Annotated in this window: 15 protein-coding genes and 3 tRNA genes; 9 read left to right on the top strand and 9 right to left on the bottom strand. The window is 70.8% G+C overall.

Going from position 1 to position 19125, the window contains the following annotated elements:
- The first annotated feature begins 22 nt into the window (after positions 1-22).
- On the top strand, positions 23-790 hold the full coding sequence (locus EJ357_RS14715) for an enoyl-CoA hydratase-related protein (protein ID WP_126392050.1): 768 nt from the start codon (positions 23-25) through the stop codon (positions 788-790).
- A gap of 99 nt (positions 791-889) precedes the next feature.
- Here EJ357_RS14715 and EJ357_RS14710 read toward each other — a convergent pair whose 3' ends face one another.
- Together EJ357_RS14710 and EJ357_RS14705 are read right to left on the bottom strand one after the other, a co-directional pair.
- Positions 890-1186, bottom strand: coding sequence for a hypothetical protein (locus EJ357_RS14710; protein WP_126392049.1), 297 nt, complete (start codon positions 1184-1186; stop codon positions 890-892).
- 176 nt (positions 1187-1362) lie between these two features.
- A complete protein-coding gene (locus EJ357_RS14705; RefSeq protein WP_126392048.1) occupies positions 1363-2049 on the bottom strand; it encodes a SanA/YdcF family protein in 687 nt (228 codons plus the stop codon).
- 235 nt (positions 2050-2284) lie between these two features.
- On the opposite strand from EJ357_RS14705, the gene EJ357_RS14700 reads away from it, so the two are divergent.
- From EJ357_RS14700 to EJ357_RS14680, 5 genes are all read left to right on the top strand, one after another.
- The gene (locus EJ357_RS14700; protein WP_126392047.1) at positions 2285-3205 is read left to right on the top strand and encodes a sirohydrochlorin chelatase; all 921 of its coding nucleotides are present in this window, start codon (positions 2285-2287) and stop codon (positions 3203-3205) included.
- Positions 3206-3377: 172 nt separating this feature from the next.
- Positions 3378-4631 (top strand): deoxyguanosinetriphosphate triphosphohydrolase, encoded by a 1254-nt coding sequence (locus tag EJ357_RS14695; protein WP_126392046.1) that lies wholly within the window; start codon positions 3378-3380, stop codon positions 4629-4631.
- 370 nt (positions 4632-5001) lie between these two features.
- A complete protein-coding gene (locus EJ357_RS14690; RefSeq protein ID WP_126392045.1) occupies positions 5002-6276 on the top strand; it encodes an NAD(P)/FAD-dependent oxidoreductase in 1275 nt (424 codons plus the stop codon).
- A gap of 38 nt (positions 6277-6314) precedes the next feature.
- Positions 6315-8216 (top strand): DNA primase, encoded by a 1902-nt coding sequence (gene dnaG, locus EJ357_RS14685; protein WP_126392044.1) that lies wholly within the window; start codon positions 6315-6317, stop codon positions 8214-8216.
- 114 nt (positions 8217-8330) lie between these two features.
- The gene (locus tag EJ357_RS14680; protein ID WP_126392043.1) at positions 8331-9647 is read left to right on the top strand and encodes an RNA polymerase sigma factor; all 1317 of its coding nucleotides are present in this window, start codon (positions 8331-8333) and stop codon (positions 9645-9647) included.
- A 124-nt stretch (positions 9648-9771) separates the two neighbouring features.
- Here the strand turns inward: EJ357_RS14680 and EJ357_RS14675 are convergent, their stop codons facing one another.
- The 4 genes from EJ357_RS14675 to EJ357_RS14660 form a co-directional block, all read right to left on the bottom strand.
- A complete protein-coding gene (locus tag EJ357_RS14675; protein WP_126392042.1) occupies positions 9772-11700 on the bottom strand; it encodes an ABC transporter ATP-binding protein in 1929 nt (642 codons plus the stop codon).
- The gene (locus EJ357_RS14670; protein ID WP_126392041.1) at positions 11700-13433 is read right to left on the bottom strand and encodes an ABC transporter ATP-binding protein; all 1734 of its coding nucleotides are present in this window, start codon (positions 13431-13433) and stop codon (positions 11700-11702) included. Before EJ357_RS14670 ends, EJ357_RS14675 begins: the two co-directional genes overlap by 1 nt.
- A gap of 173 nt (positions 13434-13606) precedes the next feature.
- Entirely contained in the window at positions 13607-15064 is a 1458-nt protein-coding gene (locus EJ357_RS14665; protein ID WP_126392040.1) for a xylulokinase, read from the bottom strand.
- 177 nt (positions 15065-15241) lie between these two features.
- Positions 15242-15550 carry a YtxH domain-containing protein gene (locus EJ357_RS14660; protein WP_126392039.1) on the bottom strand — a complete coding sequence of 103 codons (309 nt, stop codon included), beginning with the start codon at positions 15548-15550 and terminating at the stop codon, positions 15242-15244.
- Positions 15551-15707: 157 nt separating this feature from the next.
- Between EJ357_RS14660 and EJ357_RS14655 the strand changes: the two genes are divergently transcribed.
- The 3 genes from EJ357_RS14655 to EJ357_RS14645 all read left to right on the top strand — a co-directional run bounded on the left by EJ357_RS14655 (position 15708) and on the right by EJ357_RS14645 (position 16113).
- Positions 15708-15780, top strand: a tRNA-Asn gene (locus EJ357_RS14655).
- A 5-nt stretch (positions 15781-15785) separates the two neighbouring features.
- A tRNA-Asn gene (locus EJ357_RS14650) sits at positions 15786-15858 on the top strand.
- Between the two features lie 181 nt (positions 15859-16039).
- Positions 16040-16113: transfer RNA gene (locus EJ357_RS14645), tRNA-Ile, on the top strand.
- A 120-nt stretch (positions 16114-16233) separates the two neighbouring features.
- On the opposite strand, the gene EJ357_RS14640 is transcribed toward EJ357_RS14645, so the two are convergent.
- From EJ357_RS14640 to EJ357_RS14630, 3 genes are all read right to left on the bottom strand, one after another.
- Positions 16234-16653, bottom strand: a complete 420-nt coding sequence (locus tag EJ357_RS14640; RefSeq protein ID WP_126392038.1) for a MerR family transcriptional regulator — start codon at positions 16651-16653, stop codon at positions 16234-16236.
- A gap of 33 nt (positions 16654-16686) precedes the next feature.
- On the bottom strand, positions 16687-17988 hold the full coding sequence (locus EJ357_RS14635) for an MFS transporter (RefSeq protein ID WP_126392037.1): 1302 nt from the start codon (positions 17986-17988) through the stop codon (positions 16687-16689).
- Between the two features lie 65 nt (positions 17989-18053).
- Positions 18054-19004, bottom strand: a complete 951-nt coding sequence (locus EJ357_RS14630; RefSeq protein WP_126392036.1) for a ScbA/BarX family gamma-butyrolactone biosynthesis protein — start codon at positions 19002-19004, stop codon at positions 18054-18056.
- Positions 19005-19125: the final 121 nt, after the last annotated feature.

Here is a 19125-nt window from a genome sequence, read left to right as displayed (position 1 = left end):
CCCCGTGAACCTGGAGGCACTCATGGACAACCTGAAGATCGAGCGCGACGGCGCCGTGGTGACCGTACGCCTGCACCGCCCGCACGTGCTCAACGCGCTGAGCGGCGACCTGCTGGCCGAACTCCTGGACACCCTGCGCCCGTTGGACACCGACCCCGAGGTGGGCTGCTTCGTCGTCACCGGCTCGGAGCGGGTGTTCGCGGCCGGCGCCGACATCAAGGAGATGGCGGGCAGGACGGCCGCGCAGATGGCTGCCGAGGACTACTTCGGGGCCTGGGAGGACTTCGCGGCCCTGCGCACCCCGAGGATCGCAGCCGTCAACGGCTTCGCGCTGGGCGGAGGTTGTGAGCTGGCGATGATGTGCGACCTCGTCATCGCGGGGGAGTCGGCGGTCTTCGGCCAGCCGGAGATCAAGCTGGGCGTGATCCCCGGCATCGGCGGCACCCAGCGCCTGACCCGGCTGGTCGGCCGGGCGAAGGCGATGGACCTGGTGCTCACCGGCCGCACGATGGACGCACGGGAGGCCGGCGGCTGCGGACTTGTCTCCCGGGTGGTCCCCGACGACCGGGTCCTGCCCGAGGCCCTGGAGGCGGCGGCGACGATCGCCTCGTACGGCCGCGCGGCGGTCACGGCGGCCCGCGAGTGCGTCGACCGGGCCCTGGAGACGGGGCTGCGCGACGGCATTCTCTTCGAACGCCGCGTCTTCCACGCCCTGTTCGCCACCGACGACCAGAAGGAGGGGATGGCGGCGTTCCTGGAGAAGCGCCGGCCGCGCTTCACCGGACGCTGAGGCACCACCGGGGTCCGGCATACGGAGGGCGGGAGCGGGGCGAGGGCCCCACTCCCGCCCGCTCAGGGACGGTCCTTGGTCAGAGGACGCGTTACCGGCTCAGCACTCGTAGGCGTAGTACGGCGTGTCGCCCGGCTCCAGACCGATGGTCGCGACCGCGCCCGGGCCGATCTGGATGCACGGCGGGTCGAAGCCGTCGACCTCGACGCTGGCGAAGACGGTGTAGCCGCACTCGTTGTAGATGTCCGCCCATCCGGAGCCGTAGCCGAGGACGTGGGCGCAGCCCGGCTCCCTCGGCTGTGCGGGCTCGGCCGCGGTGGCGCTGCCCGCGGCGGTCGCGCCGGTGATCAGTACCACCGTGGCGGCCGTGGCGAACAGCGAGCGAAGACGAGTCATCACGTGTCCTTTCCCCCAGGTCGCGGCGGTCGGCCCGATCCGCCGCCGCACACCCACGGACGCTATGGGTAGCCGTCCGGTCACGGAACGTCTCTGCCGGGTTGTTCACACCGTTGGCTGGCGTGCGCGCGTCAAAACCTGCGTGCGAGGGCATGCGTCACTCGCTGCGGGCGCCGCTATCGCTCCGCCGCCAGCGCGTTCGCCACCCCCGGCTCCCGCGGCCCGAGGAACCGGGGATCCGGCTCGAACACGGCGTCCAGGGCGGCCTTGCCGGCCGCGAAGATCTCGCGGGTGCCGCCGTAGTACCAGGTCGCGTCGTGCTTGGCGTCGACCCCCACGCCGTATGACGTCACTCCCGCCTCCTCGCACAGCGCGACCGCCCGCCGGATGTGGAACCCCTGGCTGATGAGCACCGCCTCGTCGACGCCGAAGATCTTCTTGGCGCGCACGCAGGAGTCCCAGGTGTCGAAGCCGGCGTAGTCGCTGACGATGCGGGAGTCGGGCACGCCGTGCCTGGTGAGATACGTCCGCATGGCGTCGGGCTCGTCGTAGTCCTTGCGGCTGTTGTCGCCGGTGACGAGGACGACCTCGACGCGGTCCGCACGGTACAGCTCGGCCGCCGCGTCCAGCCGGTGGGCGAGGTACGGGGAGGGCTCGCCGGCCCAGAGCCCGGCGCCGAAGACGACGGCCACGTCGGTGCGCGGCACGTCGGCCGTGGTGCGCAGCCGGTCACCCGTGACGACGTACATCCAGGTGGCCGGAAGCAGCGCCAGCACGCACCCGAGCATCACGGTCTGCACGAGCCGCCGCTGCCCCGTGCGGGTGCGCGGCAGACGTGGTCGGCGCAGCTTCGGTCGGCGCATCGGACGGTCCCTCCCGGTCGGCACAGAGCCTGTTTCTCGACCCGTTCCTCGACAGTCAGGGACGTCCTGTCAGCCCGGTCGGTTCACCGCCTCGAACGTGACCAGCTTCACTTCACCCAACGAATCCGCAGGTCACGCCACCTCACACCCCCCAAGGACCCCACCGTGAACCCGGCGTAAACACCCGTTATTCACGCGCAACGGGGAGGCAATGTCCCGCCCTCACCATCGATCCATGACGGCGTCGAACCCTCCTCGCGACGAGTCCACGACCCTCCCCGACCCGGGGGCCCACCTCGACAGTACGGCGCACATCATGAACCGGATCAGCAGCCAGCTCGCCCGCCAGCTCAGCCTTGTGTCGCTCGACGGCAGGCGGCGCCCCGAACCTCCCCCAGTGCCTGAACGGCCTGGGCGGTACCCCCATGCGCTCGTCGTCGTGGCCCACGGGAGCCGCGACCCGCGTGCCCTGAGCACCGTGAGCGCGCTCCTCGACAAGGTCCGCGAGCTGCGCCCCACCCTGCCGGTCCACCTCGGCCACATCGAGCTGAACGAGCCCCTGCTCCCCGACACCCTCGCCGCCCTCGGCGACCGCGAGGCGATCCTCGTCCCGCTCCTCCTCAGCCGCGGCTACCACATCAAGCGCGACATCCCCGAGATGGCCGCCGAGTCGCGGGTACGCGCCCGCGTGGCCGGCGCGCTCGGCCCGCACCCCCTGCTGGTGGAGGCCCTGTACACCCGCCTGGTCGAGGCCGGCTGGCGCACCCGCATGGACGAGGACACCCGCCGCACCAGCGCGGTGGTCCTCGCGGCGGCGGGTTCCCGCGACCCCGAGTCCAAGGTGGACACCTCCCGCACGGCCCACCTCCTCGCCGACCGCCTGGGCGTCCCGGTGATCCCGGCCTACGCGACGACGGCGGCCCCGACGGTCCCCGACGCGCTGCGCGACCTCGCGGCCCGAGGCCGCACCAGGGTGGCGGTCGCCTCCTACTTCACGGCCCCCGGCCGCTTCGCGACGGAGTGCGCGCAGGCGGCACCGTGGATCGCGTCGGCCCCACTGGGAACGCACCCGGCGATGGCGAGACTGCTCCTGCACCGCTACGACCAGATGGTGGCAACGCCGGTCACGGCAGCACAGGAACTGGCGTCGGCTTGAATCGCCGGGAGGGACGGCCAACCCAGGGGCGCGGGGCTGTATCGATTTGCGGCTCCGCCGCGTGGGCGCGACCAGCCACACACAACCCGCACCCGCGAACGAACAGCACCCGGCGGACGACTAGGCGCAACACAGCCCTCCGTTTGTCAGTGTCTGCCCGTACTGTCGGTCCATGTACTACGACGAGTCGGCAGTAGAACGCTGGGCCCCCGAACCCGACAAACGCCCAGGCCGCACGGCCTTCCAACGTGATCGCGCCCGTGTACTGCACTCCGCTGCCCTCAGAAGGCTCGCCGGCAAGACCCAGGTCGTCACACCGGGAACCCACAGCAACGCCTGGGACCCCAGCCCGAGAACCCGCCTCACCCACTCCCTGGAGTGCGCCCAGGTGGGCCGAGAACTCGGCGCGGCCCTCGGCTGCGACCCCGACCTCGTCGAGGCGGCCTGCCTCTCCCACGACCTCGGCCACCCCCCGTTCGGCCACAACGGCGAGGTCGCCCTCAACGAGTTCGCCGAGGACTGCGGCGGCTTCGAGGGCAACGCCCAGTCCCTGAGACTCCTCACCCGCATCGAACCCAAACGGTTCACCCCGGAAGGCTCCGTAGGCCTCAACCTCACCCGGGCCACCCTCGACGCCGCCACCAAGTACCCCTGGCCCCGAGGCGCCCACCCCACCGACCCGACGTCCCCGAAGTTCGGCGTCTACGAGGACGACCGCCCCGTCTTCGACTGGGTCCGCAAGGACGCCCCCGGCGCCCGCACCACCTTCGAGGCCCAGGTCATGGACTGGTCCGACGACGTGGCGTACTCCGTGCACGACGTCGAGGACGGCCTGCACGCCGGCCACATCGACCCGAACTGCCTGCACGCCGAGCCGGAACGCCAGGCGGTCTTCGCGGTGGCCGTCGGCCGGTACGTCCCCGAGGACACCGACCCCGCCGAACTGGCCGCCGCCCTCGACCGGCTCCAGGACGAGGAGTGGTGGCCGCACGGCTATGACGGTTCCGCCGTCGCCCAGGCCCGCCTCAAGGACGCCACCAGCCAGCTCATCGGCCGCTTCTGCCTGGCCGCGGAGAGCGCCACCCGCGCGGCGTACGGCGACGGCCGGCTCACCCGCTACGGCGCCGAACTCGTCGTACCGCGCGAGACCCGCCTGGAGTGCGCGGTCCTCAAGGCGGTCGCCGACCGGTACGTCATGCAGCGCGCCGAGCAGGAGCGGCTCCGCGCCGACCAGCGGATCGTGGTCGCCGAACTGGCCGAGGCACTCACCGCCCGGGCGCCCGACGGGCTGGACCCGCAGTTCCGGGCCCTGTTCGACGCGGCCGCCGACGACCGCGCCCGGGGGCGCGTGATCGTCGACCAGATCGCGTCCCTGACGGACGCGTCGGCACGCTCCCTGCACGCACGGCTCACACAAAGGGCGTGAAGAGCACCGTTCGTACGGGCACAAGGAGCTAAAGGGCACCGTTCATCAGGGCGTCACCGAGCCGGGTCCGCAGATGGAACACCCGGTTCCCCTGTCGCCGCGACCCGGCCATCGCGCGAGCCTTGGCGTGGTGGGGGGGGAGCGCCTGTCCCGGGGGGAGGCAGGCGCGCCGCCGGCCTTCTCCGCGGAGCGCTCACGGGCCCGCGACGGGTGAGACACATGGGGCGAACAGGCACTCGAAAGTGACCCTGCGTGGCCTGATCGGGTCACCCCCTCTTCCCGCATCACGCTGCGTGCGGGACGCTCGCATGTGGCGGCACCCGCTGTTTTCTGGGGAGACACCCCCCAGACCCCCCGTAGGAGGCATCAAGTGGTCGACGCGGATCAGACATTCGTCATCGTCGGCGGAGGACTCGCCGGCGCGAAGGCGGCCGAGACGCTCCGTTCGGAGGGCTTCACCGGGCGGGTGATACTGATCTGCGACGAGCGCGACCACCCGTACGAGCGGCCGCCCCTGTCCAAGGGATACCTGCTCGGCAAGGAGGAGCGCGACAGCGTCTTCGTGCACGAGCCCGCCTGGTACGCGCGCAACGACATCGAGCTGCACCTGGGCCAGACCGTCGACGCGATCGACCGTACGGCGAAGACCGTGCGGTTCGGCGAGGACGGCACGCTCGTCCACTACGACAAGCTCCTGCTGGCCACCGGCGCCGAGCCGCGCCGCCTGGACATCCCGGGCACGGACCTGGCCGGCGTCCACCACCTGCGCCGCCTCGCGCACGCCGAGCGACTCAAGGGCGTCCTGATGTCGCTGGGCCGGGACAACGGGCACATCGTGATCGCCGGCGCCGGCTGGATCGGCCTGGAGGTCGCGGCGGCGGCGCGCGAGTACGGCGCCGAGGTCACCGTGGTCGAGCACAACCCCACCCCGCTGCACGGCGTCCTCGGCCCCGAGCTGGGCGCCGTCTTCGCCGAGCTGCATCGCGAGCACGGGGTCCGCTTCCAGTTCGGCCGACGGCTGACGGAGATCGTCGGCCAGGACGGCATGGTGCTGGCCGCGCGCACCGACGACGGCGAGGAGCACCCCGCGCACGACGTCCTGGCGGCGATCGGAGCGGCCCCGCGCATCGGCCTCGCGGAGGCGGCGGGCCTGGAGATCGCCGACCGCGCGCACGGCCGCGGCGTCGTGGTCGACGAGCGGCTGCGCACCTCCGACCCCGACATCTACGCGGCCGGCGACGTCGCCTCCTTCCCGCACGCCCTGTTCGACACCCGGCTGCGGGTGGAGCACTGGGCCAACGCGCTGAACGGCGGACCGGCGGCGGCGCGGGCGATGCTCGGCCAGGACGTCGTCTACGACCGGGTGCCCTATTTCTTCTCCGACCAGTACGACCTGGGGATGGAGTACAGCGGGTGGGCGCCGCCCGGGACGTACGACGAAGTGGTGATCCGGGGCGACGCCGGGAAGCGGGAGTTCATCGCGTTCTGGGTGAAGGACGGCAGGGTCCTGGCCGGGATGAACGTGAATGTGTGGGACGTCACAGAGCAGATCCAGCGGCTGATCCGGTCGCAGGCACAGGTGAACACGGAGGCGCTGGCGGACCCGCATGTGCCGCTGGACAGCCTGACCGGCGGCGCATCCTGAGCGTCACCCGTGTCAGTCCACCACCGTAGAATCTCCGCGTGGCAGGACGGATCAACGACGAGGACGTGAAGGCGGTACGGGACGCGGTCCCGATCGACGCCGTGGTGTCCGAGTACCTCCAGCTGCGAGGCGCGGGCGGCGGGAACCTGAAGGGGCTGTGCCCCTTCCACGACGAGAAGTCGCCGTCCTTCCAGGTCAGCCCGAGCAAGGGACTCTTCCACTGCTTCGGCTGCCAGGAGGGCGGCGACACCATCACGTTCGTGATGAAGGTCGACCACCTCACCTTCTCCGAGGCGGTCGAGCGCCTCGCCGCCCAGGCCGGCATCACCCTGCGCTACGAGGAGGGCGGCTACAACCCCTCCCACCAGCGCGGCGAACGGATCCGCCTGGTCGAAGCCCACAAGATCGCCGCCGACTGGTACGCCGAGCAGCTGGCGACCAGCCCCGAGGCGGACACCGGCCGGATCTTCCTCGCCGAGCGCGGCTTCGACCAAGCCGCCGCCGTCCACTTCGGTGTCGGCTACAGCCCCCAGGGCTGGGACCACCTCACCCGCTTCCTGCGCGGCAAGGGCTTCACCGACAAGGAACTGCTCCTGTCCGGCCTCTCGCAGGAGGGCCGCCGGGGTCCCATCGACCGCTTCCGGGGCCGTCTGATGTGGCCGATCCGCGACATCGGCGGCGACGTGGTCGGCTTCGGCGCGCGCAAGCTGTACGAGGCGGACAACGGCCCCAAGTACCTCAACACCCCCGACACCGCGATCTACAAGAAGTCCCAGGTCCTCTACGGCATCGACCTCGCCAAGAAGGACATCGCCAAGGCCAGCCGCGCGGTCGTCGTCGAGGGCTACACCGACGTCATGGCCTGCCACCTGGCCGGTGTCACCACCGCCATCGCCACCTGCGGTACGGCCTTCGGCGGGGAGCACATCAAGATCCTGCGCCGGCTGCTGATGGACAACGGCTCGGCCCGCGTGATCTTCACCTTCGACGGCGACGCGGCGGGCCAGAAGGCGGCCCTGCGGGCCTTCGAGGACGACCAGAAGTTCGCGGCGGAGACGTACATCGCGATCGCGCCGGACGGCATGGACCCCTGCGAACTGCGCCTGGCCAAGGGCGACGAGGCGGTCTCCGACCTGGTCGAACCGCGCACCCCGCTCTTCGAGTTCGCGCTGCGCCAGATCGTCGTCCGCTACGACCTCGACACCCCGGCGGGCCGCGCGTCCGCGCTGGACGAGGCGGCGCCGATCGTCGCCCGCATCAAGAACAGCGGCGCCCAGCACGAGGTGGCCGTCCAGCTCGCGGGCATGCTCGGCATCCTCGACACCCAGTTCGTGGTCAAGCGGGTGGCGCAGCTGGCACGTTGGGCGCGCGACCGGGGCGGCAGGGGACCGGCCCCGGCGAACCGGGGGCCGCAGCAGTACGACTCCGCCCCCGCTCCCCGCGCCTCCGGCCCGGCCCTGACCCTGCGCAACCCCGTCTACGCCACCGAACGCGAGCTCCTCAAACTCGCCCTGCAGCGCCCCGAGTTGGTCTCCCCGGCGTTCGACGCGTACGGCGTCGACGAGTTCACCGCCGCGCCCTACGCCGCCGTACGCCAGGCCATCCTGGACGCGGGCGGCGCCGAGTACGGCATGCAGGACGCGCAGGAGTACCTGATCCGCGTCCGCGAGGCGGCCCCCGACGACCAGGTGCGCGCGATGGTCACGGAGCTGGCGGTCGAGGCGATCATGCGCCGGGCCGTCGACGAGAACTACGCCGGCGAACAACTCGTCACCGTCCGCCGCCGCGCCGTTGAACGCCGGATCCGCGACATCCAGAGCCAGCTGACCCGCCTCGGCGCGGGCGGCGACCCGGCCCAACTCGCCGCCGTACAGAACGAACTGTGGGTGTTGCAGCAGTACGACCAGGCATTGCGCGAGCGGGGTGCCGCGGCGCTCTGAGCGATCCGCGGCGTTTTGCGTACGGCTGGGTAACCGCGCGGTCACGGACCGGACGCAAAAAGTCACCGCACGCCCCTCGTGGCGGCGATGTGTCGTACTCCACACTGGGTTCCGGTGCCTGAGTCCTCGGAGCGCGGCCGATCCGTTCCCCACGGGTCCCACACCCCCGCGGTTCCGCTCATCGCGTACGGGACGGACAGCGGCGAGGCCGCCGACTCCGCCCTCGAAGCAGCGCTGCCGTATGCGTCGGCAGCGATCATCCTGGAGGTCGCCCCCGTGCAGACCCAGACCCTCATCCAGACCGACACGAGTACCAACGGCACGGAGCCGGACGCGGAGGCCGACGTTCTCGTCGCGGTGCCGCCGCAGAGCCGTGTCGCGCACCACCCCGAGGCGGAACCGGAGTCCTCGCCGGAGCCGGCGGAGCCGCCCGCCGAGGCCCTGAGCAGCGACACCGAAGCCGCCGAGCCGGTCGAAGCGCCGCTGCCGAGCCCCAGCCGCAGCCGTGCCGACACCAGCGGCCCCTCCTCGGACCTCTTCCGCCAGTACCTGCGGGAGATCGGCCGTATCCCCCTCCTCACCGCGGCCGAGGAGGTCGAACTCGCCCGCCGCGTGGAGGCCGGCCTGTTCGCCGAGGAGAAGCTGAGCAGCACGCCCGACCTGGAGAGCCGGCTCGCCCTCGACCTGGACCGGCTGGTCGTCATGGGCCGCATGGCCAAGCGCCGCCTGATCGAGGCGAACCTGCGCCTGGTGGTCTCGGTCGCCAAGCGGTACGTCGGCCGCGGCCTGACCATGCTCGACCTCGTCCAGGAGGGAAACCTCGGCCTGATCCGGGCCGTCGAGAAGTTCGACTACGCCCGCGGCTACAAGTTCTCGACGTACGCCACCTGGTGGATCCGCCAGGCCATGTCCCGCGCCCTCGCCGACCAGGCCCGCACCATCCGAGTGCCGGTCCACGTCGTCGAGTTGATCAACCGGGTCGTCCGCGTCCAGCGGCGCATGCTGCAGGAACGCGGCTACGAACCGACGCCGGAAGAGGTCGCCGCCCACCTCGACCTGCCGCCCGAGCGGGTCAGCGAGGTGCTGCGCCTGGCCCAGGAGCCGGTGTCGTTGCACGCGCCGGTGGGCGAGGAGGACGACGTGGCGCTGGGCGACCTGATCGAGGACGGCGACGCGACGAGTCCCGTCGAGTCGGCGGCGTTCCTGCTGCTCAGGGAGCACCTGGAGGCGGTCCTGTCGACCCTCGGCGAACGCGAACGCAAGGTCGTCCAACTCCGCTACGGGTTGGCGGACGGCCGCCCGCGCACGCTGGAGGAGATCGGGCGGATCTTCGGGGTGACGCGGGAGCGGATTCGCCAGATCGAGTCGAAGACCCTCAACAAGCTGAGGGACCATGCGTTTGCGGACCAGCTGAGGGGCTATCTGGACTGACGCCGTCCGCGGCCCGGTGGGGGTTGGTCGCGCAGTCCCCCGCGCCCCTTGGGTGCGTGCAGGTGACGCCCCTTTCTCAGGGGCGCGGGGAACCGCGCGACCAGCCACAGCGGACCTGCGGTCGTCAGTCCACCTCCGCCACCGCCTGCGCGAACTGCGCCTTGTACAACCGCGCATAGGCCCCGTCGGCCGCCAACAGCTCCCCGTGCGCGCCCTGTTCCACGATCGAGCCGTTCTCCATGACGAGGATCGTGTCCGCGTCCCGGATGGTCGACAGCCGGTGCGCGATGACGAACGACGTGCGCCCGTGCGCCAACTTCGCCATGGCCTTCTGGATCAGCACCTCGGTCCGCGTGTCCACGGAACTCGTCGCCTCGTCCAGCACCAGGATCACCGGATCGGACAGGAACGCCCGCGCGATGGTGATGAGCTGCTTCTCACCGGCGCTGACCCCGCTGCCCTCGTCGTCGATCACGGTGTCGTACCCGTCGGGGAGGGTGCGGATGAACCGGTCCGCGTGTGCCGCCCGCGCCGCCTCCTCGATCTCGCCCCGCGTGACCTCCCGGGCGGCGCCGTACGCGATGTTCTCCGCGATCGTGCCGCCGAACAGCCAGGTGTCCTGCAGCACCATCCCGATCCCGGCCCGCAGTTCGTCCCGGGACATCCGCGCGATGTCGACCCCGTCGAGGGTGATGCGCCCGGACGACACGTCGTAGAACCGCATCAGCAGGTTGACCAGCGTCGTCTTGCCGGCACCCGTCGGACCGACGATCGCGACCGTGTGCCCGGGCTCCACCGTCAGCGACAGGTCCTCGATCAGCGGCTTGTCGGGGTCGTACCGGAAGGAGACCCCCTCCAGCGCCACCCGTCCCCGCAGCTCCTCCGGCCGCACCCCCGGCACGGGGTCCGCGTCCTGCTCCTCCGCGTCGAGCAGCTCGAAGATCCGCTCGGCGGAGGCGACACCCGACTGCACGAGGTTCGCCATCGACGCGACCTGCGTCAGCGGCATCGAGAACTGCCGCGAGTACTGGATGAAGGCCTGCACGTCACCGATGGACAGCGAGCCCGACGCGACGCGCAGACCGCCGACCACCGCGACCAGCACGTAGTTGATGTTCGACACGAACAGCATCAGCGGCTGCATCACACCGCTGTTGAACTGCGCCTTGAACCCCGCCTCGTACAGCGCCTCGTTCTGCTCGGCGAACTGCGCGGCCGACTCCTCCTGCCGCCCGAACACCTTCACCAGGGTGTGCCCGGTGTACATCTCCTCGACGTGCGCGTTGAGCTTGCCGGTCGAGCGCCACTGCTGCACGAAGTGCGGCTGCGACCGCTTGCCGACGCGCGTGGCGACCAGGAACGACAGCGGCACGGTCACCAGCGCGACCAGCGCCAGCAGCCACGACACCCAGAACATCATCGCCAGCACACCGATGATGGTCAGCACCGAGTTGATCAGCTGGCCCATCGACTGCTGGAGCGTCTGCCCGATGTTGTCGATGTCGTTGGTCGCCCGGGACAGCACCTCACCGCGCCGGCTCTTGTCGAAGTACGACAACGGCAGCCGCGACAGCTTCGCCTGGACGTCCTCGCGCATCCGGTACATGGTCCGGTTCACGGCCCGGTTCACCAGCCGCGTCGCCACCGCCATCAGCAGACCGGCGACCACGAAGACGGCGAGCGCGAACAGCAGGACGCTGCCGACCGCGCCGAAGTCGATGCCCTGGCCCGGCGTGAAGTCGGTGCTGCGGAGCATGTCGGCGATCTCGCTGTCGCCGCGCTCGCGCATGCCCGCGAGGACCTGCGCCTTGGTCATCCCGGAGTCGAACTGCCGCCCGACGATGCCCGCGAAGACCAGGTCGGTGGCCTCACCGAGGATCTTCGGCCCGGCGACCGACAGGCCCACGCTCACGACCACGCAGAACAGCAGCGCGTAGATGGTCAGCCGCTCGGGCTTGAAGTGGGAGATCAGCCGTTTGCCCGACACCTTGAAGTCCAGCGAGCGCTGATCGGGACCGCCGCCGGCCATCATCCGTCCCATGGGCCCGGCCATCAGGCAGCCTCCGCTTCCGTCAGCTGGGAGAGCACGATCTCCCGGTAGGTCTCGTTGTCCGCCATCAGCTCGTGGTGCCGGCCCGCGCCGACGACCCGCCCCTCGTCGAGTACGACGATGCGGTCGGCGTCCCGGATGGTCGCCACACGCTGGGCGACGATGACGACGGTCGCCTCGGCGGTCTCGCGGGCCAGCGCCGCACGCAGCGCCGCGTCCGTGGCGTAGTCGAGGGCGGAGAAGGAGTCGTCGAAGAGGTAGATCTCCGGGCGCTGGACGAGCGTGCGCGCGATGGCCAGCCGCTGCCGCTGACCGCCGGACACGTTCGTGCCGCCCTGCGCGATGGGGGAGTCGAGCCCGTTCTCCAGCCCCTCCACGAACCCCTTGGCCTGCGCCACCTCCAGCGCGTGCCACAGCTCCTCGTCCGTGGCGTCGGGGTTGCCGTAGCGCAGGTTCGTCGCCACCGTCCCCGCGAACAGATACGGCTTCTGCGGCACGAGGCCGACCGTCTTCGCCAGCAGCCGGGGCTCGATGCCCGCCACGTCCTCGCCGTCCACGAGCACCTGGCCGTCGGTCGCGTCGAACAGCCGGGGCACGAGCCCCAGCAGCGTCGACTTCCCGCTGCCCGTCGACCCGATCACCGCGGTCACCTCGCCGGGCCGGGCCACCAGGTCGATCGCCTTGAGCACCGGCTCCTCGGCGCCCGGATAGCGGAAGCCCGCCCCCCGGATCTCCAGATGCCCGTGCCGGCGCAGCTCACGCACCGGCGCGACCGGCGGGACCACGCTCGACGACGTGTCCAGGACCTCCTGGACACGCTCGGCGCACACCTCGGCGCGCGGCACCATCATGAACATGAAGGTGGCCATCATCACGGACATCACGATCTGCATGAGATAGGCGAGGAACGCGGTCAGATCACCGATCTGCATCCCGCCGCTGTCGATCCGGTGGGCCCCGAACCACACCACCGCGATCGACGACAGGTTCACCACCGTCATGACGATCGGGAACATCAGCGCGAGCAGCCTGCCGGTGCCCATCGCCATGTCCGTGAGCTCGACATTCGCCTTGCGGAAGCGCTGCTGCTCGTACTCGTCGCGCACGAAGGCGCGGATCACACGGTTGCCGGTGATCTGCTCGCGCAGCACCCGGTTCACCGTGTCGAGGCGCTCCTGCATGGTGCGGAACAGCGGCCGCAGCCGCCGTACGATCAAGGTCACGCTGATGCCGAGCACGGGCACCACCGCGACCAGCACCGCGGACAGCGGCACGTCCAGGCCGAGGGCCAGCACGATGCCGCCCACGCACATGATCGGCGCCGACACCATCAGCGTGAACGTCATCAGGGCCAGCATCTGCACCTGCTGGACGTCATTGGTCGTCCGGGTGATCAGCGAGGGCGCGCCGAAATGCCCGACCTCACGAGCCGAGAACGACTGCACCCGGTCGAAGACGGCCGCCCGCACGTCCCGCCCGAGCGCCGCGGCGGTCCTGGCGCCGTAGTACACGGCACCGATGTTGCACACGACCTGCACCAGCGAGATGCCGATCATCAGGGCGCCGTAGCCGAGGATGTAGCCGGTGTCGCCGTTGACGACGCCCGAGTCGATGATGTCCGCGTTCAGCGTGGGCAGGTAGAGGGTGGCGCAGGTCTGCAGGAACTGCAGCAGCACCAGCCAGCCGATGGGTTTTCGGTAGGGCCTGAGGTAGGTCCGCAGAAGTCGTATGAGCACGCTGCTTCTCTCGGAGTCGACGACGGGGCGATTGGTTGCCCCTGGCCCCTATCGTCGAACACTCCGGCGGTGTTACCTCAACCGATTAAGCCGTCAGCGCGGCTCCGTACGGCCTTCCGGGTGCGCTTCCTGCCGGTCTCTTACCTTCCGCTACCTTCCGCCCATTCCGTTCACTATGGCCGGAACGCCCCGGGATGCGTCTGATCCCGCACCGACACGAACTGCTGCCGGACCGCCTGACCCACCGCCAGCTCCTCGCCGGGCTCCAGGACCTGCGCGGCCGCGCCCTGCCAGATGGGCGGGGTGCGCGGGTCGAGCGTGCCCTGCGACACACCGAGTGCCCAGGCGGCCTGCCGGGCGGCGCCGATCGCCGCGTAGTCCGCGGGCTGCGGCACGACGACCTGCACCCCGAACAGCGCGGGCGCCGCCGCCTGCACGGCCGACAGCTCGGCGACCGCCCCGAGCAGGAAGATCCGCCGAACCTCGACACCCCGGCCGCGCAGCACGTCGAGCGCGTCCGCGAGCCCGCACAGCATGCCCTCGAACGCGGCCCGCGCCAGATGCTCCGGCTTCATCGACTCCCGCCGAAGCCCGGCCAGCGTGCCCGCGGTGTGCGGCAGATTCGGCGTCCGCTCACCCTCCAGATAGGGCAGCAGCACCAGCCCATGAGCCCCCGGCGTCGACTTCATCGCCAGGTCGGACAGGCTCTCCAGGTCGGGCACGCCGAGGAGTTCGGCGGTGCCGCGCAGGGTGCGTACGGCGTTGAGGGTGGTGACGACCGGCAGGTGCATGCCGGTCGCGTCGGCCAGGGAGGTGATCATCCCGCTGCTGTCGACGAGCGCCTCCGGGTGGACGGCCATCACGGACCCGGACGCGCCGAGCGACACGACGGCGTCGCCGAGCCCTATGCCCAGCCCGAACGCGGCGGCCATGGTCTCGCCGGTCCCCGCGGAGATCAGCAGCCCCTCCGGCGTCGTACCGGCAGCTTCGGCCGGGCCGATCACCTCGGGCAGCATCGCCTGATGGCCGAGCGCGAGCTCGACGAGATCGGAACGGTAGGCGCCGGTGGCCGCCGACCAGTAACCCGTCCCGGAGGCCCCGCCCCGGTCCGTGGTCCTTCTCACGGGCCGGCCGAGCAACTGCCACACCAACCAGTCGTGCGCCTGCATCAGCACGGCGGCGCGTACGGCGTTCTCCGGCTCGGTCTTGGCGAGCCAGCGCAGCTTGGTCACCGGCTGCGCGGCCTGCGGCACACACCCCACGGCCTGCGCCCACGCCTCGCGCCCGCCCAGCGCGTCGATCAGATCGGCCGCCGCGACCTGCGCCCGCTTGTCACCGCCGACCATCGCGGGCCGCACGGTGTTGCCCTGTGCGTCCAGCGGGACCACCGCGTTCTGCTGCGTCGACACGCCGATGGCCTGCACACCTTCGAGCAGCCCACCGCCGGCCGCCTCACCGAGGGACAGCAGCCAGGCCTGCGGGTCGATGTCGGAGGGGCGGGCGCCGCCGCCGTCCGGCGATTCCACCGGGTGCGGGGCGTACCCCTGCCTGAGCACGGCGCCTGTGTCCGTGTCGCAGACGACGATGCGAGTGAAATCGGGCGAACTGTCCAGCCCGGCGACTATCCCCATGGTTCAAATTCTGCCGTAGCGCTGCGCTTGCTCGGGCCATGGGCGCCGTAGGGATGCGGGTCGTGTTTCGGGTGCGGGGTGTGTGGGGGCCGGTCGCGCCCACACGGCGGAGCCGCACGTCGATACAGCCCCGCGCCCCTTGGCGGCGTCGCGGTGCCCGGTGCTCAGGACGTGCCGTCACGTGTTGCTGGTTCCCCAGTCGTCCTCGGCGCCGCCGTTGTGAGCGCTGCGTTCTCGTAGGGAACGGACTCGTGCGGCCACCGTCTCGGGGACGCGGTCGCCCACCTTCTCGGTGACCGTGTGGTAGGCCACGCCCGCGAAGTGGCGGCCCTGTTGTGCCGCCGACTCCGCGGTGTTGCGGACCGCGGGGTTCTGGGAGATGTCCCGGGCGGTCTTCTTCAGCTGCTCGTAGCGCTCTCGTCCGGCGCGTGTGCCGAGGACGTAACCGACGGCGAGACCGATGACGAACGTGAGCCGGTAGCGCATGGCGGCCACCCTTCCTTGCGTAGGTCCCTGGTGCGGCGTCGCGGCCGGGGGGAACCGATTGGCGGAGCACCCCCCTGCTTGCGCTAATGTATGTGTCGCAGCGAGCGCACGCCCCCTGGCGAATACCCAGGTAGGTACGTTCGATGCAACGAGGCATTCCTCCGTAGCTCAATTGGCAGAGCAGCCGGCTGTTAACCGGCAGGTTACTGGTTCGAGTCCAGTCGGGGGAGCTCGGTCCTCCGTAGCTCAATTGGCAGAGCAGCCGGCTGTTAACCGGCAGGTTACTGGTTCGAGTCCAGTCGGGGGAGCATGCTGAACGAGGACCCCACGAAGGGGTCCTTTTTCATGTTCGTGTCCCTGTCGTGGGAACCGCGCAGGTCAAGGCGGAGTCCTTCAGGGCATGCGAAGTCGACCATACGAAGCAGGAGATCGTATGAGCGGCTATGCTGCGGCAGACGGCGCGCACACTTGTACGCGACACGCCGCTATGGGGCGGTAGCTCAGCCGGTTAGAGCAGCGGACTCATAATCCGTCGGCCGTGGGTTCGAGTCCCACCCGCCCCACCGAACGCCATCTGTGCAGAAACGATGCGACCTGTGGGGACGTAAAAGGGAGAGGCGCCGCGTCGGCGTGGCGCCCCTCCCTCACCCGGTCGGACCGGGATGCGGCTCCCGAACGCGGGTCTAGGCCGCCGCACGCTCCGCGAGCCGCTGAGGGCAGACCCGGTCTCCGGGTGGGGCGCTCTGCTCGCGCAGTTCACCGAGGCGGTCGAGCAACCGTCCGCGGACGTGCGTGAGATCGTCGATACGCCGCTGGATCACCGCGAGCCGCTGCTCGAACACCGCGATCTTGGCGCCCGGATCCGCGCAGCTGTGGTCGTTCAGCAGCTCGTCACGCAGACAGCGGTCGAGGATCAGGAGGTCCTCCGTGGTGAGGCCGGCGGCCAGGAGCAGTCGGATGTTCTCCACGACCCGCACGGAGTCCGGCCCGTAGACGCGGTAGCCGTTCGAGGTGCGCTCGGGATGGAGGAGTCCGTGCTCCTCGTAGTACCGCAGCGCGCGTGTGGTGGTGTTGGTGGTGTGCGCGAGTTCCCCGATGCGCATGGCTGCTCCTTTCCGACCGGCGGTCATGAACGCTCAGACGGGGCTTTCGGAAGCCTTCTCCGTGGACGTGGACGTGGATGTGGACGCGGGTGCGGGTGCGGGCGTGGATCGTTCCAGGGGCTCCTCCGCCGGCGCCGCCGCTGTGCGACGCCGTTCTCCCGCCGCCTCGCCCACCGCGAGCAGCAGGGCGATCAGTGCGACCAGGCCACCCACGACGGGCAGCCAGCGCAGTCCGGCGTCCGCGGCGATGACCCGGCCGCCCAGCCAGCCGCCCACCGCCGTACCGAGGTTGAACGCCGAGCTCTGCACGGTCAGGGCGAGCGTGCGGGCCTGCTGCGAGGCGACGTTGAGCAGGCGCGTGTTCACCGCCGGGATCACCGCGTAGTAGGCGGCGCCGAACAGGAACAGGAACGCCACCGCCGCGACCTTGACGTCGGTCGTCGCGCCCAGGAGCAGCAGGGAGGCGGCCAGTGCCGCCACCGACAGGGAGACCGCTCCGAGCACCGAGCGGTCGGTCAGCCGGCCGCCGATGAGGTTGCCGACCGTGCCGCCGATCCCGAACAGCAGCAACAGCACGGTGACCGACGACTCGCTGAAACCGACGGAGTCGGTGAGCAGGGGGGTGACATAGGTGTACGCGGTGAAGGAGGCGGCGGCGCCCAGGGCGGTGATTCCGGTGACGATCTGCACCCGGCGGTCGCCGAGGACCTTGAGCTCCCTGAGCCGTCCCTGGTCGTCGGCCGCGGAGATACCGGGGGTGTCGGGGGCGAGGGCCGCGACCGGCACGGTGGCCGCGAGGGTGAGCGCGGCGACCGCCCAGAAGGTGGCCCGCCAGTCCAGCCACTGGCCGAGGGCGGTGCCGATGGGCAGTCCCGCGATCATCGCCAGGCTGAAGCCCAGCGAGACCCGGGCGACGGCCATGCCGCGCTTGTTGGGCGGCACGACGTCGGCCGCGATACCGAAGAACAGCGGCATCAGGGCCGAGTGGGCCAGCGCCGCGATGATCCTGCCGGTGGCCAGCGGCCAGAACGAGGGCGCCACGGCGGAGACGATGTTGCCGAGGACGTAGGTGACCATCAGCGCGGTCAGCAGCCGGCGCCGCCGGGCCCGGCCGGTGGTCAGGGCCAGGATGGGGCCGCCGATGACGACGGTCAGGGCGAAGGAGCTGACCAGCAGGCCCGCCGTGGACAGCGAGACACCGGCGTCGCCGGCGATGTCCGGCAGCAGGCCCGCGATCATGATCTCGCCGGTGCCGAGGGTGAACGAGCACAGGGTCAGGACGGTCAGCGCCCAGGTGGTACCCCGCTCGGTGGGGGGAGTCTGTGGTGTGTGCATGGGTGGCAGCATCAACCTTTACGTCTGGGTGAAGGTCAAGTCGGCGACGGTGATGTGAGTGGCCCTCAGGCCGCGCCGCGTCCGGAGTGCGGGGCGTTCGCGGCGGGGGTGGCCCGCGTGGCGGCCAGGGCGACGGAGGCCGTGAAGCACTCCTTGTCGTTCTGCCAGGCGGTCACCAGCACCCGGTCCGGGTGGGCGGGGTCGATCGCGGTCTCGATCCAGCAGGGGGCGTCGAACTCGACGTACCGGAAGAACCGGGTGGTCATACCAATGGGATGGGCCGGACGGACGCGGGAGGCGGCGTGCGCGGCCTGGCGTGCGGCGTCGAGCAGCAGGATGCCGGGGACGTGGTCGACCGGGTGGTCGAAGAGGACGGGATGGCCGGTGTCGACGCGCAGTTGATGGCGGCCGGGGATGTCCGTGGGGGACAGGACGACGTCGTACGGCCGTTCCCGGCCCGCCTCCTGCTCCGGCAGGGGCGGGGGCGGCGCCAGGCGGCGTTCCAGCGCGTGGGCGACGTCGGCGTACTCGCCGCGCAGCCGTCGGTAGACCGCCGGGGTCTGGATGGTGAACCGCGTGGTCGCGGTGCCTATCAGGGAGTCGCCGTGCAGGGCGCGTATGTGCGCGGTGGCGGCGCCGGCCCGGGTGCCGCGCCGGGAGATGTCGGTGCAGTCGATGTGCAGGGTGATCTCTCGGGGCGCGCTCGGCGACTCGACGAGCGAGTAGTCGTACGTCTCCCACAGCAGGTGGTGGCCCAGGGGGACGTCGTACGCTGCGTGCGACAGCACCGGAAGACACTGCCGGACGGTCTCGCTGAACAGCAGGGGGTCGGTGCCGTCCGCCCCGGTGGTGTAGAAGGAATGGTCCCCGGGCCAGCCGGCCTTGATCAGGAATCTGTCGGGGCCGGTGCGCTGCCAGGAGGTGAGGAGGGTCTCGTCCGCGTTGCGCTTGTGGCTGTAACTCTGCGGCACGGGGGCCCACGACGCGGAAGCCAGGTCCTGGGCGATGCGGATCACGGTGCTACCTCTTCTTCTCGGACGGGACGGATCACGCGGGCAGGGTGGCCGAGCGCGGCATCCGTCGCACGGTTGGTAGCCGATACTATAAAGGGCGATCGTTTTGTTTTTGTTGCTGTCA

Source organism: Streptomyces cyaneochromogenes, assembly GCF_003963535.1.
Taxonomy (GTDB): Bacteria; Actinomycetota; Actinomycetes; order Streptomycetales; family Streptomycetaceae; genus Streptomyces; species Streptomyces shaanxiensis.
This window is presented reverse-complemented; position numbering and strand designations above follow the sequence as displayed.